General features: G+C 64.2%; 13 protein-coding genes. 7 read left to right on the top strand and 6 right to left on the bottom strand.

The annotated features are described in order from the left end of the window. Positions 1 to 137 precede the first annotated feature (137 nt). Positions 138 to 2435, bottom strand: coding sequence for an MMPL family transporter (locus ACFQZZ_RS11235; protein WP_378677766.1), 2298 nt, complete (start codon positions 2433 to 2435; stop codon positions 138 to 140). 201 nt (positions 2436 to 2636) lie between these two features. Between ACFQZZ_RS11235 and ACFQZZ_RS11230 the strand changes: the two genes are divergently transcribed. From ACFQZZ_RS11230 to tgt, 5 genes are all read left to right on the top strand, one after another. Then, entirely contained in the window at positions 2637 to 3230 is a 594-nt protein-coding gene (locus tag ACFQZZ_RS11230; protein WP_378677763.1) for a TetR/AcrR family transcriptional regulator, read from the top strand. 40 nt (positions 3231 to 3270) lie between these two features. Then, positions 3271 to 3810 carry an RrF2 family transcriptional regulator gene (locus tag ACFQZZ_RS11225; RefSeq protein ID WP_378678406.1) on the top strand — a complete coding sequence of 180 codons (540 nt, stop codon included), beginning with the start codon at positions 3271 to 3273 and terminating at the stop codon, positions 3808 to 3810. 80 nt (positions 3811 to 3890) lie between these two features. Continuing rightward, positions 3891 to 5624, top strand: a complete 1734-nt coding sequence (locus tag ACFQZZ_RS11220) for an ABC transporter ATP-binding protein (protein WP_378677760.1) — start codon at positions 3891 to 3893, stop codon at positions 5622 to 5624. Continuing rightward, positions 5621 to 7534 (top strand): ABC transporter ATP-binding protein, encoded by a 1914-nt coding sequence (locus ACFQZZ_RS11215; protein ID WP_378677757.1) that lies wholly within the window; start codon positions 5621 to 5623, stop codon positions 7532 to 7534. Before ACFQZZ_RS11220 ends, ACFQZZ_RS11215 begins: the two co-directional genes overlap by 4 nt. 43 nt (positions 7535 to 7577) lie before the next feature. Next, complete coding sequence (gene tgt / locus ACFQZZ_RS11210; protein WP_378677754.1) at positions 7578 to 8825, top strand: tRNA guanosine(34) transglycosylase Tgt; 1248 nt, start codon at positions 7578 to 7580, stop codon at positions 8823 to 8825. Between the two features lie 46 nt (positions 8826 to 8871). Here the strand turns inward: tgt and ACFQZZ_RS11205 are convergent, their stop codons facing one another. After that, positions 8872 to 9654, bottom strand: coding sequence for a queuosine precursor transporter (locus ACFQZZ_RS11205; RefSeq protein ID WP_378677751.1), 783 nt, complete (start codon positions 9652 to 9654; stop codon positions 8872 to 8874). Between the two features lie 74 nt (positions 9655 to 9728). On the opposite strand from ACFQZZ_RS11205, the gene ACFQZZ_RS11200 reads away from it, so the two are divergent. Next, a complete protein-coding gene (locus ACFQZZ_RS11200) occupies positions 9729 to 10292 on the top strand; it encodes a DUF4190 domain-containing protein (protein WP_378677748.1) in 564 nt (187 codons plus the stop codon). Positions 10293 to 10373: 81 nt separating this feature from the next. Here the strand turns inward: ACFQZZ_RS11200 and ACFQZZ_RS11195 are convergent, their stop codons facing one another. Genes ACFQZZ_RS11195 through ACFQZZ_RS11185 form a run of 3 tightly spaced genes read right to left on the bottom strand, consistent with a single transcriptional unit; the run spans position 10374 to position 12585 of the window. After that, complete coding sequence (locus ACFQZZ_RS11195; RefSeq protein WP_378677745.1) at positions 10374 to 11090, bottom strand: RDD family protein; 717 nt, start codon at positions 11088 to 11090, stop codon at positions 10374 to 10376. 44 nt (positions 11091 to 11134) lie between these two features. Beyond that, positions 11135 to 12073, bottom strand: a complete 939-nt coding sequence (gene gluQRS, locus ACFQZZ_RS11190) for a tRNA glutamyl-Q(34) synthetase GluQRS (RefSeq protein ID WP_378677742.1) — start codon at positions 12071 to 12073, stop codon at positions 11135 to 11137. A gap of 14 nt (positions 12074 to 12087) precedes the next feature. Continuing rightward, positions 12088 to 12585 (bottom strand): DUF309 domain-containing protein, encoded by a 498-nt coding sequence (locus ACFQZZ_RS11185; RefSeq protein WP_378677739.1) that lies wholly within the window; start codon positions 12583 to 12585, stop codon positions 12088 to 12090. Between the two features lie 416 nt (positions 12586 to 13001). On the opposite strand from ACFQZZ_RS11185, the gene ACFQZZ_RS11180 reads away from it, so the two are divergent. Continuing rightward, the gene (locus tag ACFQZZ_RS11180; protein WP_378677736.1) at positions 13002 to 13211 is read left to right on the top strand and encodes a DUF397 domain-containing protein; all 210 of its coding nucleotides are present in this window, start codon (positions 13002 to 13004) and stop codon (positions 13209 to 13211) included. A 102-nt stretch (positions 13212 to 13313) separates the two neighbouring features. Here ACFQZZ_RS11180 and ACFQZZ_RS11175 read toward each other — a convergent pair whose 3' ends face one another. After that, positions 13314 to 14966, bottom strand: a complete 1653-nt coding sequence (locus ACFQZZ_RS11175) for a cytochrome bc complex cytochrome b subunit (RefSeq protein ID WP_378677733.1) — start codon at positions 14964 to 14966, stop codon at positions 13314 to 13316. Position 14967: the final 1 nt, after the last annotated feature.

The raw sequence follows: 14967 nt of genomic DNA, 5'->3' as shown, positions 1-14967 counted from the left end.
ACTACCGAGCTGAAGAGTCGAACAATCCCTGAGTCTGCTGCCGAGCGCGCACAAGATCAAGAACCTGGCTGAAAAGCACTCGGCCCCGCACCCCTGTTTCAGGTGCGGGGCCGAGCGGGTGTTCAGGTGTGGATAGGTCAGGCGACCGGGACCGGCTCCTTGTCCAGATCGACGGGCTTTTGCTGCAGTTCACGCAGCTTCGAGCCCTCGACGTCGATGTCGGGCAGGATCCGGTCGAGCCACTTCGGGATCCACCAGGCCCACTTGCCCATCAGGACGAGCAGCGACGGGATCAGGACCATCCGGACGATGAACGCGTCGAACAGCACGCCCGCCGCCAACGCGAACCCGAACGACTTCGCCGTCGCGTCGGATTCCAGCAGGAACGAGCCGAACACCGAGATCATGATGACCGCGGCCGCGGTGACCACACGGGCGCCGTGGTGGTAGCCGCTGACCATCGCCTCCTTCGGAGACTTGCCGTGCACGAATTCCTCGCGCATGCGGGTCACCAAGAACACCTGGTAGTCCATGGCAAGGCCGAACACAAGACCGATCAACATGATCGGCAGGAAGCTGATGATCGGGTGCGGGTCGTCGATCAGCCCGAACTTGCCCTCCTGGAAGATCAGCACCGTCGCACCGAAGGTCGCTGCCATCGAAAGCAGGAAGCCGAGTGCCGCGGTCAGCGGCACCAGGATCGAGCGGAACACCAGGATGAGCAGCAGGAACGCGGCGCCCGCGACGATGGCCAGGTACGGCACGATCTTGCCGAGCAAGACGTGGTCGACATCGGCAAAGATCGCCGTGGTGCCGGTGATGCCGTACTCCATGCCGTATTCGGACTTCAACGATCCCTCGGCGTCGCGAGCGTCGCTGACCAGGTCCTTGGTGGCCTGGTTGTTCGGACCTGACTTGGGCACGCCGTCCAGCAGTGCGCCCGCCTTGTCCTCGCCGCTCCACTGCGGCTCGGTCACGTAGTCCATGCCGGAGTAGGACGCGAGCTTGCTGCGCAGTGCGTTGACCGCGTCCACCCGGCGCTCGGCAGGCACATTGCTGAGGTCGGCGGCGACGTTCAGCACGCCGTTGCTGCCCTCACCGAAGCCCTCGGTGCGCAGCTCGTAGGCCTTTCGGACCGTCGAGGTCTTCGGCATGCTGTCATCGCCGGGCAGGCCGAGGTTCAGACCGGCCGCGGGCGCGGCGAGCAGGCCGAGCACGACGACGCTGAGGATCAGCGTCAAGGCCGGCGCCTTGCCGATGAGCCTGCCGAAGCGCTGACCGTTGCTGACCGAGGAGTCGTCCTCCGGATCATGCTTGGCGACGAACGGCAGCTTCGGCTTGAACAGGAAGCGACCGAACGCGCCGAGCAGCGCCGGCATCAGGGTGATGGCGGTGAGTACCGCGAACGCCGCGGCGATCGCGCCACCGAGACCCATGAAGGTCAGGAACTCGACCCCGACGATGCTCAAACCGCCCAGCGCGATGATCACGGTGAGACCGGCGAACACCACGGCCGATCCGGCGGTGCCGAGCGCGGTACCCGCGGCTTCCTCCGGCGAATCCTGCACTGCCAGTTCGTGTTTGTATCTGGACACGATGAACAGCGCGTAGTCGATCGAAAGCGCGATACCGATCATCGAGGCCAGGAAGGTGGTGAAGCTCGGAACCTCGATCACCGAGGTGCCGAGGAAGATCAGCGAGGTGGCCGCACCGAGTCCGACGATCGCGGTGATGATCGGCACGAAGGCGGCGACGATAGCGCCGAACGCGACAATCATGACGATCAGCGCGATGCCCATGCCGATCTGCTCGGACTGGCCGCTCGGCCCCTCTTGCTTCGTCGCGATCGAGCCGCTCATTTCGACGGTGAGACCGGCGTTGCGCGCGTCGTTGGCCACGTCATAGGCCGCGGTGCGCTGCTCGTCGGTGACGTCGGTGAACTTCTTGATCGTGAAGGGCACGCTCATGAAGGCGACCGAATCGGGCGCGGTCTTGCTCAGCACGTTCAACGGAGCGCCGCTGCACTGCGACGGATCGGGGTTGGCCAGGCAGCCCATCTTGTCGGCCGCTTCGATCGGGTTCGTGACCGGCTTGCCGTGGTCGACGATGTTCAGCTCGCCGAGCTTGGCGATGAACGCTTCGAGCGCCGCGCGGTTGGCCGGGTCGGTCAGCTTCTGCCCCTCGGGCGCGCCGATCACATACGTTCCGGTGACCGCGTCGAACTTGAAGGCGTCGGACGCACCGGGAAAGTGCTTGTCGAGGATGTCGTTTGCGCGAGCGGACGGTAGCTCCGGCATGCTGAAGTCGTTGCTCATCGGCTCCTTCAACTGCGTGCCGAGGCCGCCGAGGATGACGAAGAGGATGAGCCAGACCGGAAGCACTATCCATTTCCGGCGGAAAGCGAACTTTCCCCATCTATACAGATAAACGGACACGAGGGATTCTCCTAGCGATGACTGGGGTGTGCTGGTTCTCGGCCTGTAGACAGCACTCGCGGGGTACCCTGCCGTCCCCGCCTCCACTGACGCTTTCTGCCTACCGTGCGGTAGGTAGACTACCTAGTGTCTAACCGGAGGTACAACCTCAATTTTGGTGGCAACGTTAGCTCAGCGCACGAGTGATGAGAGGATCATCCAATGGCCGACCGTGCCGTGTCCGACACCGTTACCGCAGGTGGCGGCACCAAAATTGCGATTCGCGAAGCCGCGGTGCGGCTGTTCGGAGCCAAAGGATTCGAGCAGACGAGCCTGCGTGAAGTCGCAGATGCGGTAGGAATCACAAAGGCATCGCTCTACTATCACTATGCTTCGAAGCTCGATCTGCTCCTCGCGATCATCGATCCGATCATCGATCACATGCGCGCGGTCGTCGAAGACATCGATGCGGTGCCGCACGATGCGGAGGGCATACGCGCCGTGCTGCGCACCTATCTGCGCGGCATGATCCGTAACCGTGACGCCGGAGCGCTGTGCCTGCGCGACACCGTGGCGATCATCAACGCGATGGCCGATCGTTATCCCGACCTGATGGATTCGAATCGACGCCTGCGCTCCTGGCTGGCCGGACCGGACGCGAACGACGAGGCGACGCTGCGCGCCTGCGCGGCGCTGGAAGTGCTCGGAGTGGCGTTGTTGTCCAACGAGTTCGTGCCGGGCGCCGCCGACTCCCTGGTGGAATCGACACTGCTGGACGCGGCGACCTGTGTATTGACCGCTTGCGGTACCGCGTAAATTCGACCAGGTCATCGGATAGTTCAGGGAGAAGGTGGCTGTGCACATCACCGCGAAGGTCGATTACGCGGTGCGGACCTTGCTCGAGATCGCCCGCGCGCCGCGGGTGAGTCAGCTCCAGATTGCGGCCGAAGTTCCGGCGCTGGACGCGACCCCGCTCGCGCAAGCGGCCCCGGTGATCACCGCGGCCGCGGTGGTCAAGGCGGATGCGATCGCGACCGCTCAGCGTATTCCGCCCAAAGTGCTGGAAACCGTCCTTGCCGAACTGCGCAGGGCGGATCTGGTGATCAGCAGGCGCGGCCCCGACGGTGGCTACTGGCTGGCCCGCCCGGCCGCCGAGATCTCCATTGCCGACGTGATCAGGGCGATCGAGGGGCCGCTCGCCTCGGTGCGCGGTCAGCGCCCGGAGGATGTGAACTATCCGGGCGCGGCCGAGCCGTTGCAGCGGGTGTGGATCGCGCTGCGGGTGAACATTCGCGCGGTGCTCGAGAACGTGTCCATCGACGACATCGCACAGAACCGGCTACCCGGATTCGTGGAGGCGCTCACCGAGGATCCCGGGGCATGGGCGCGTAGGTAATGCCACGGCTGCAGCACATTTCCGCTGGTCGATAATCATCGCGACCCACCTCGGCGTTTGCAGGTAGCCTGCCAATCATCATGTTGATCAGACTGCTGCGTACATATCTGTACCCCTACCGGGCGCAATTGACGGGGGTCGTTGTCCTCCAACTGATTTCCGTCATCGCGATGCTGTACCTGCCGAGTCTGAACGCCGATCTGATCGACTACGGCGTCACCAAAGGTGATATCGGCTACATCTGGACTACCGGGCTATGGATGCTCGCGGTGACGTGTGCGCAGATCGTCGCGTCCGCGTTCTCGGTCTATCTCGGCGCGCAGGCCGCGATGGCCGCGGGTCGGGATTTGCGTGGCGCCGTGGTACACCGGGTCGGCACCTTCTCCGCCCGCGAGGTCGGCGTGTTCGGTGCGCCGTCGCTGATCACCCGCACCACCAACGATGTGCAGCAGGTTCAGCTGCTCATCGTGATGTCCGCGACGATCCTGGTGATGGCGCCGATCATGTGCGTCGGCGGCATCGTCATGGCGTTGCGTGAGGACCTCGGCCTGTCCTGGTTGCTGCTCATCGCGGTACCCGCCCTTGCCATCTCGATGGGCTTGATCGTCGCCAGGATGGTGCCCGGCTTCCGTGCCATGCAGGCCAAGATCGACGAGGTGAATCGCGTACTGCGCGAGCAGATCACCGGTATCCGCGTGGTGCGCGCGTTCGTCAGGGAGCGGCAGGAGACCTGGCGCTTCGGTGTCGCCAATACCGAGCTGACCGACACCTCGCTGCAGGTCGGCAGACTGATGGCGCTGATGTTCCCGCTGGTGATGCTGATCAGCAACGTCACCGCCGTCGCGGTGATCTGGTTCGGTGGCCGCGCGATCGACGCGGGCACCATGCAGATCGGCTCGCTGACCGCGATGCTGTCCTACATCATGCAGATCCTGATGGCCGTGATGATGGCCTCGTTCCTGGCCATGATGGCGCCGCGCGCCGCGGTCTCGGCCGACCGAATCGGTGCGGTGCTGGAGACCGAATCCTCGGTATTGCCACCGCGGCTGCCGCAGCCGTTCAAGGGTGACCCCGGATCGATCGACATCGCGTTCGCCGAGTTCGCGTTCCCCGGCGCCGAGAAGCCTGTGCTGCGGGCCATTCGATTCAAGGTGGAACCGGGCACGACCACCGCGATCGTCGGATCCACCGGTGCGGGCAAGACCACACTGCTCCATCTGATTCCCCGGCTGATCGATGTCACCGACGGCGCCGTCTATGTCGGCGAGACCGATGTCCGTCACATCGACGTCGAGCTGCTGCGTCAGCAGATCGGCCTGATACCGCAGAAGGCGTACTTGTTCTCCGGGACGGTGGCGAGCAATCTGCGCTACGGCAATCCGGAAGCCACCGACGAGGACCTGTGGCGGGCACTGGAAATCGCGCAGGCCGACGACTTCGTGCGAGATATGCCGCTCGGGCTCGAGGCGCCGGTCGCGCAGGGCGGCACCACGGTGTCGGGTGGCCAGCGGCAGCGCCTGGCGATCGCAAGGGCGCTGGTGAAGAAGCCGCGGATCTACCTGTTCGACGACTCGTTCTCCGCGCTGGACGTCTCCACCGATGCCAGACTGCGCGACGCGCTTCGGCCGGTGACCAGGAACGCTTCGGTAATCATTGTGGCGCAACGGATTTCGACAATCCGAGACGCCGACCAGATCGTGGTGCTCGAGGACGGTGCGATGGCCGGGATCGGCAGCCACGAACAGTTGATGCGTGACTGTCCGGAATATCAGGAAATCGTCGCGTCGCAGCTCAGCGCGGAGGAGGTGCGATGAGGCCAGGAATGCCGAGTCCCGGTGCGCCGGATGCCAAGGCGAAATCATTCAAACCGTCGTTGAAGCGGCTGCTCGCCCGGCTTGCCCCGGAACGGGTATACGTCGCACTGATCGTGCTGCTTGTCATCACAGCGGTGGTGCTCAATACGCTCGGTCCGTACATCATGGGCAAGGCGACCAATCTGGTCTTCGACGGTGTGGTCGGCAAGCAGCTGCCCGCGGGCATCAGCAAGGACGAGGCGATCGAGGCGCTGCGGGCCAAGGGCGACAACACCTTTGCCGACATGCTCGGCGCGATGGACGTCATCCCTGGTGTCGGCGTGGACTTCGGCGCGGTCGGCCGGGTGCTGATCCTGGTGCTGCTGCTCTTCATCGGCGCGGCGTTGTTCGGTTGGCTGCAGGGCTTCCTGCTCAACATCGTCATCAACCGGACGGTGAAGCGACTGCGCAGCGATGTCGAGGACAAGCTGCATCGACTTCCCTTGAGCTACTTCGATTCCGCGCCGCGCGGCGACGTGCTCAGCCGGGTCACCAATGACGTGGACAATGTCTCGACGAGCCTGCAGCAGACCATGAGTCAGCTGTTGACCTCGGTATTCTCGGTGCTCGGCATTCTGATCATGATGTTCTGGATTTCACCGCTGCTCGCGGTGATCGCGTTGCTCACCGTCCCGGCGGCCGTCATTGTCACCGCGCAGATCGCCAAGCGGTCCAAGCCGCACTTCGTGAACCAGTGGAAATACACCGGCATGGTGAACGCCCAGGTCGAGGAGGCCTTCACCGGCCACGAGGTCGTCACCGCGTTCGGTCGCAACCGCGAGGTCGGTGCGGAGTTCGACAAGCGCAACGACGAGCTGTTCGACGCCAGCTTCAAGGCACAGTTCATCTCCGGCCTGATCATGCCCGCCATCATGTTTCTCGGGAACGTGAACTTCGTGCTGGTGGCGTTGGTCGGCGGTCTTCGGGTCGCGACGGGAAACATCTCGCTCGGTGAGGTGCAGGCGTTCATCCAGTACTCCAGGCAGTTCAGCCAGCCGTTGACCCAGATCGGCGCGATGGCCAACTTGCTGCAGTCCGGAGTGGCTTCGGCGGAACGGATCTTCGAGATCCTCGACGCCGACGAGCAGTCGCCCGACCCGGTGATGGAGAACGTCCGTCCGGTAGACCGCGGCCGGGTGGAATTCGAAGCCGTCTCGTTCCGCTACGAACCGGAAACACCGATCATCGAGCGACTGTCGCTGGTCGCCGAGCCGGGGCACGTGGTTGCCATCGTCGGCCCGACCGGCGCGGGCAAGACCACACTGGTGAACCTGCTGATGCGGTTCTACGAGCTGGACGCGGGCACCATCACGATCGACGATGTCGACATCACCGACATCACCCGCGATCATCTGCGCTCGCGTATCGGCATGGTGCTGCAGGACACCTGGCTGTTCAAGGGCACGATTCGGGAGAACATCGCCTACGGCAATCCGAACGCCAGCGAGCAAGACATTCTCGCCGCAGCCCGTGCCGCCTATGTCGACCGCTTCGTGCACGCGCTGCCGCATGGCTACGACACGGTGATCGACGAGGAGGGTTCGGGAGTGAGCGCGGGCGAGAAACAGCTCATCACCATCGCCCGTGCCTTCCTGGCGAAGCCGTCCATTCTGGTACTCGACGAGGCGACCAGTTCGGTGGACACCCGCACCGAGTCGCTGGTGCAGCATGCCACCGCCGCGCTGCGCCGCGACCGCACCAGCTTCGTCATCGCGCACCGCCTGTCCACCATCCGCGACGCCGACCTGATCGTCGTCATGGAAGCGGGCCGCATCGTCGAACACGGCACCCACGAGCGCCTGCTCGACGAGCGCGGCGCCTACTACCGCCTCTACAACGCCCAGTTCACCGCGGCCGCGGCGGACGCTTGAGGGTCCAGCGCCCCGCCTGATTTCCTCCTGGGAGGATGGCGGGGTGTCTGATCCCGAATCCTTCTCGTTCACCGTCGACAACCGCCTGGATAGTGGGCGGCACGGTCGGTCGGGCGTGATCAACACACCGCACGGCTCGATCGCGACGCCCGCGTTCATCCCGGTCGGCACCAAGGCGACCGTGAAGGCGGTGCTGCCCGAGACGATGAAGGAACTCGGTGCGCAGGCCCTGCTGGCCAACGCCTACCACCTGTATCTGCAGCCCGGCTCGGACATCGTCGACGAGGCAGGCGGGCTCAGCACGTTCATGAACTGGCCCGGTCCCACTTTCACCGACAGCGGCGGCTTCCAGGTGATGTCGCTGGGTGTCGGCTTCAAGAAGGTGTTGGCGATGGAGGCGGTCGACGTGCGCAGCGACGATGTCATCGCCAAGGGCAAGGAGCGGCTGGCGACTGTCGACGACGATGGCGTCACCTTCCGGTCGCACCTGGACGGGTCCAAGCACCGGTTCACGCCGGAAGTGTCGATGGGTATCCAGCATCAGCTCGGCGCGGACATCATGTTCGCCTTCGACGAGCTGACCACCCTGCTCAATACCCGTGGCTACCAAGAGAAGTCGCTGCAGCGCACGCACGAGTGGGCGCAGCGCTGCATCGACGAGCACGAGCGGCTGACTGCGGCCCGCACCCATCGCCCGTATCAGGCACTGTTCGCGGTGATCCAGGGCGCACAGTACGAAGATCTGCGCCGCAAGGCATGCCGCGAGCTGGAATCGATCCGGGGCAGTGCCGGAACGGGTTTCGACGGCTACGGCATCGGCGGCGCGCTGGAGAAGCACAACCTCGGCGCCATCGTCGGCTGGTGCTGTGACGAACTGCCCGAGGACAAGCCGCGCCATATGCTCGGCATCAGTGAGCCGGAGGACATCTTCACCGCTGTGGAAAACGGTGCGGACACCTTCGACTGCGTGAACCCGTCCCGGGTCGCCCGCAATGCCGCCATCTACGTCGCCGAGGGGCGATTCAATATCAATACCGCCCGTTTCCGTCGCGATTTCACTCCCATCGACGACACCTGTGACTGCTACACCTGCGCCCACTACACGCGCGCCTACATCCATCACCTGTTCAAGGCGAAGGAGATGCTCGCGTCGACGCTGTGCACAATCCACAACGAGCGCTACACGATTCGATTGGTCGACCGCATTCGGGAAAGCATCGAGGGTGGCTACTTCGACGACTACAAGGCCGAAACCCTCGGCATTTGGAAGGGCCGCATCGCGACTCCGTGAGCCCCAGCCGCCGACGGGTGCCGGCGCTGGGACAACGGAGCGCGGATCAGACGTGCAGCGGGTCGGATTCCCTTGGTGCGTAGCTCGGTTCACGCTTCTTGAGGATCGCGATCACTCGGTAGGTGACCGGCATGACCAACACCTCGCACAGCGTCTTCCACAGGAAGCCGACGATCACGTAGTTCACGAACTGCCGCCAGCTGTCTATGCCGATGGCGGTGGCCGCGATCGAGCAGAAGATCAGAGTATCGGCCAGCTCACCGACGATGGTGGAGCCGATCAACCTGGCCCACAGATGCTTCTCCCTGGTCCGTTCCTTGATCAGCACCAGCGTTGCCGAGTTGAGCAGCTGGCCGACGAAATATCCGGCGAGGCCGGCGGCCACGAGCTGCGGCGTGGTGCCGATGACGGTACGGAATGCCTCTTGGTTCTCGTAGAACACCGCGGCGGGGAGCCGGATGGCGATGCTGAAGCACAGGACGGTCAGCAGCAGGGCGCCGAATCCGTAATAGATGGCCCTGCGGGTGGCGCGGAAGCCGTACACCTCGCTGAGCACGTCGCCGAGAATGTAGGCCAGCGGGAAGAGGAAGAAGGCGGCATCGGTGGAGATCGGCAGTATCTCCAGCGGCCCGAGCTGCACCGATTGATCGGTGAAGAACTGGACGCCTTTTGTCGCACAGATGTTGGAAATGATCAGCGTTGCGGTGAACAACGCCACAATCGGTGTGTAATACCCCCGCGCGACCTGGGCGAATGCCGCATGTTCCTGCGCGGGGCGCCCAGATCTCTCGTGTTCTTCGGTTCTATTCGACTCACTCACGCGCTTCATCCAACCAGGTTGTGCACGAGGTGGCTGCCGACTTCGCCCGGACTACCTGCGGCTGTACCCATTAGGCTGTAGCAATGACGAAGCCCGGCGATTCCGACGAGTGGTGGAAGCAGTACGGCGGCGAAGGCGTGTCGCCGGAGGCTGGCGCCCCGAGCTCGGTACCGCAATTTCCGACCGCTGAACCGTCCGGATATCCGTCGGCTCCGCAGTATCCGCAGCAGTCCGCTCCGCAGTATCCGCAGCCGTCTGCTCCGCAGTACCCGCAGCAGCCCGCGCCGCAGATGACACCGCCGCCGCAGCCGCAGTACCCGAACTACCAGCCGCCGCCGGTCGCGCAGCCATATCCGCAGGCGCCCAACTACGCCTACCAGAATGCGTACCAGCCCTACGGTTATCCCCAGCCGCAGGGCACGAGCGGCATGGCCATCGGCGCGCTGATCTCGTCCCTGGTCGGGTTCATTACCTGTGGCATCGGGTCGATCGTCGGGATCATTCTCGGCGCCATCGCGCTGAATCAGATCAAGGAATCCGGGCAGGAGGGCCGCGGCATGGCGCTGGCGGCCATCTGGATCGGTGTCGGCGTCATCCTGCTGTCCGTGCTGTGGTTCGTCATCGTCTTGGTCGGCAGCAGTACCTAACTTCGAACTATCCGAAAACGTCAGGGGCGCACCCGATATCGGGTGCGCCCCTGACATTTGTCGTGGTCGTGCGAGGCGGTGTCAGGCCTTGACGACCTGGGTGCCACCGGCGAACTTGTCGTGCCAGCCCTGCTTGTTCGGGTCCTGCGAGGTGGAGATGATCATGTAGATGATCAGGCCGAGCGAGATCAGGCCACCGACGCACGGGATGATCGACGCCGCGACGTAGATATTGCGCTTCAGCGAAGTCTCGGGATCGATCTTCGCCGCACCACCGGGCGCGATGACCTTGAGTCCGAGCATCTTCTTGCCCAGGGTCGTGCCCTGGGTGGTCTCCATGCCGACGAAGTAGCCGAGCAGCGCGAGCGAAACCACCGCACCGTTGATGAACTGGCCGGTGTTGCTGAAGCCGAAGATCAGCAGAATGATGATGGAGACCGGGATACCGACGATCAGATGGTCGATGACACGGGCACCGATCCGGGTCCCGATGTCGCCGGGCTGGCCGCCGTAGCCGCCGCCCGGCTGCCCGCCGTACTGGGGCTGCTGCGGGTAGGGCTGGCCGTAGGGGTCCTGGCCGTACTGGGGCTGTGGGGGCTGCTGCCCGTACTGCGGCGGCTGCTGCCCATACTGCGGCTGCTGGCCGTACTGGGGCGGCTGCTGCTGGCCGTAGGGATCCTGCGGCGGCTGCTGGCCGTACTGGGGCTGCTGCTGCCCGTAGGGATCCGGTTGGCCGCCTTGCGGATACTGCTGCCCGCCTTGCGGATGCTTGTTGGGGTCGTACCCACCGCTTGTCATATTCAGTCCTCGTCAGTGATCAGTAGATCGGTCGACTGCGTACGTTACGGACATCGGCTGCGTTGCAACAACCCATTCTCGTCGAGTATCCATGGTTCGCTCGGCAGATGGGTGGGAGTGAAACTGTCAAGGAGCTCGATAGGCGATAACGGCGGATATCCGAGTGAGCAGGCCAGTGCCGTGGCAACCCGCTCGGGCGTGTTGCCGAGTGCGAGTTGATCGGCGAGGGTCACCGCGCCGTCGCGTTTGGCCAGCCGTATTCCGTTCTTGTTCAATACCAGCGGTACATGGGCGTACTGCGGTATCGGCAGCTCGAGCAGCGTTGCCAGATAAGCCTGCCTGGGCGTGGATGGCAGCAGATCGTCGCCGCGCACCACCTGATCTACTCCCTGCGCCGCGTCGTCCACCACCACGGCCAAGTTGTAGGCGGGCGTGCCGTCGCCGCGGCGCAGCACGACGTCGTCCACCTGGCCGCGGTAGCGCCCGTGCAGTTCGTCCACGATCTCGAACTCCGTTGCCGAGGCGCGCAGCCGCAGCGCGGCGGGCCTGCCGTTGGCGTGGTGCTCGGCGCGCGTGGCGTCGGTCAGCGTCCGGCAGGTACCCGGGTAGGAGCCCATCGGCCCGTGCGGTGCGGTGGCAGCCTGCTGTATTTCCCTTCTGGTGCAGTAGCACTCGTAGACGAGCCCGGCCTCGCTGAGCCGATCGATGGCAGCCTGGTAGACGGGCAGTCGCTCGGATTGCCTGATCACCGGCCCGTCCCAATCGAGTCCGATCGCGGCGAGATCGGCCAGCTGGCGCGCCTGGGCGCCGGGGCGCACCCGATCCAGATCCTCGACGCGCATCAGGAAGCGCCTGTCGGTCGAGCGGGCGAACAGCCAGGCCAGCAGGGCGGTGCGCAGGTTTCCCACGTGCAGATCGCCCGACGGGCTCGGTGCGTACCGGCCCGCGCCGGTCGCAACATTCGGAATGCGCACGTTTGTCATAGTAGGTGGCGTGGTCAGCCGAGCAGCTGTGGCTTGAGCCGCTCGGCGGAGATCGGCGTCGCGGAATCCAGCTCGGCGAGTAAGGCTTCGGCGTGCGCGATCAGGCCGGGGCGGTCGATGCCATACGGCACGTCGGTATGCGTTTCGCCGCTATCGTCTGGTTGGTAGGCGCTCAGCCGGGTCACGGCGCGGGTGAGCAGGGTACGCGCGCCCTTGCGATTGCCGCGCTGGATGTGCGTCAGACCGACCGCGTATTGCGCGAGACCCTGCCACAGCATCCGCTCGGCGAACGGCCCGTTCTTCCATGCGGCCTCTAATACCTCGTGTGCGTTGAATGCTAAGCCGTCATCCAGCAGTTGCTGAGCGTAGGAAAGAGTTTGCTGGGGAGGCAGATTCAGGTCATCCGGAATTCGCGGTATACCAGGGCTGCCGGGGGGTAGCGGGCGCCCGAGTCTGTCGCGTGGGCGGGGATTGCGGGCACGACCTGCCTCGTCGCGGGGGCGTTCGACCATGCCCCCATGATCCATGGCCTGTTGCGAAGCTGTCGAGGGAAGGGCGCCCTTGGTGATTAATTGACGGATCACGGAGTAATCACATCGACACAAAAGTTAGCGACGGATCGGCTGCCCGAATGAAAGTCACCGACTGGCAATGTCTCCGCAACATTTCATCTTCGCAAGATTGGCAAATGCGATGATCGGACCGGCAAGAGATCGGCAAATGGTCGTTGAACCTGCTAGTCTTTGCACCGCGGGGGTAACCCCGGGGGTGTATTCCACCTCGAGCGCAGTGCGATCACGACGCACCGTGAAAGCGGCGCGCTACCACTAGGCGCACCACGGGATTCGGCGTTCCCGCCGAGTGCCGGTGCTAGTTAGAACGATGTCAGAAGAATTCTCGTTCTCGACGCAGCAAAGGAGCTAGTGCCGTGGAGGTTGATTTTACGGGCGCTGTGTGGCGTAAGAGCACACACAGTGGTCCCGACGGGAACTGCGTGGAAGTCGCATTTCTCGGCGACGGCAACGTAGCGGTTCGTGACACCAAGGACAATGGACATGGCCCGGCGTTGGCGTTCGCACCGGGTGAGTGGGACGCATTCCTAACCGGGGTAGCGGCGGGGGAGTTCGGTCGCGCTTAACTGCAGTCGCGTCCGAACCAGCCAGCACGGGCCCCGGGTCGAAACGGACTTGGGGCCTTCGCGCTGTTCAGGGGTCGTGCTGCCCAGACCTCGCGGCATTGTTCAGTGCGACCCGTCACCGCTGTGGACGTTGTCGCCGTGCCCGTTGGTCTGCTCCTGATACCGCCGCAGCACCGCGAGCTGCTTGCGCTCTTCCTCGTGCTCGACGGCAAGATTGCGTTCGGACTCCTGCCACGGATCGGCGCGTAGGAAGGCGCCGGTGCCGGGCTTACCCGCCGCACCGAGCTTGCTCATCTTCTTCGGTACCGGTGCACCTTGATATTCCAATGGAATCGGATGGCCGTGTTCGTCCACCGGGCCGAGTGGCTGGTGGATTTCGATGTACTCACCGTGCGGCAGCCGCTTGATCACGCCGGTCTCCACGCCGTGTTCGAGTACCGCCCGATCGGCGCGCTGCAGGCCGAGGCAGATCCGATACGCGATGAAGTACGCGATCGGCGGTGCGATCAAGATGCCGATCCGTCCGATCCAGGTGGTCGCGTTGAGCGAGATGTCGAACTTGTAGGCGAGGATATCGTTGACGCAGGAGAGTGTCAGCACCACATAGAAGGCGATCACCATGGCGCCGATCGCGGTGCGCACCGGCACATCTCGCGGCCGCTGCAGCAGGTTGTGGGCGACGGTGTCCTTGGTCAGGCGCTTCTCGATCCATGGGTAGGTGATGAGCAGCGTGAACACCAAACCCATGATCAGCGCGCCCCAGACCGGCGCGGGCACCGTGTAGCGGCCGAGATACAGCTCCCACGGCGGTATCAGGCGCATCATGCCGTCGGTCCACATCATGTAGAAGTCCGGCTGCGAGCCTGCCGATACCTGAGAGGGGTTGTAGGGGCCCATATTCCAGATCGGATTGATCTGCAGCAGGCCACCCATGATCGCCACGATCCCGAGGGTGAATGCGAAGAACGCACCCTGATCCGCGGCGAACACCGGCACGATGCGCGCGCCGACCACGTTGTTCTCGGTGCGGCCCGGGCCGGGGAACTGGGTGTGCTTCTGGTACCAGACCAGCGCGATATGGGCGGCGATCAGCGCGAGCATGATGCCGGGAAACAGCAGCACGTGCGCGATGAACAGGCGCGGGATGATGATGGTGCCCGGATAGTCGCCGCCGAACATCAGCCAGTGCAACCAGGTGCCGATGATCGGCATGCCGAGCGTGATCGACGAGAACGCCGCGCGCAAGCCGGTGCCCGACAGCAGGTCGTCGGGCAGCGAGTAGCCGAAGTACCCCTCGAACATCGCCAGGATGAGCAGCAGCGAGCCGAGGACCCAGTTCGCTTCACGTGGCTTGCGGAATGCGCCGGTGAAGAAGATGCGGAACAGGTGCACGATGATCGACGCCGCGAAAAGCAGTGCGGCCCAGTGGTGTACCTGTCGGACGAACAGGCCGCCGCGTACCTCGAAGGAGATGTTCAGCGAGGTCTCGTAGGCGCGCGACATGGTCACTCCGCGCAGCGGCTGGTAGGCGCCGTTGTAGACGACCTCGGCCATCGACGGATCGAAGAACAGGGTCAGGTAGACGCCGGACAGCAGCAGGATGATGAAGCTGTAGAGCGCGATCTCGCCGAGCAGGAACGACCAATGTGTCGGGAAAACCTTGTTGATCGACCGTTTGACGAAGGCTGCGGCCCGATATCGCTCATCCGCCGAATCGGCTTGCGCGCTGAGCTTGCTAACTATCTGACCAGCCATG

Origin of the sequence: Nocardia sp. GCM10030253 (assembly GCF_042675075.1) — a bacterium.
In the GTDB taxonomy this organism is placed as follows: Bacteria; Actinomycetota; Actinomycetes; order Mycobacteriales; family Mycobacteriaceae; genus Nocardia.
The sequence above is the reverse complement of the archived record's forward strand: the minus strand, read 5'-3'. Positions and strand labels throughout refer to the sequence as shown.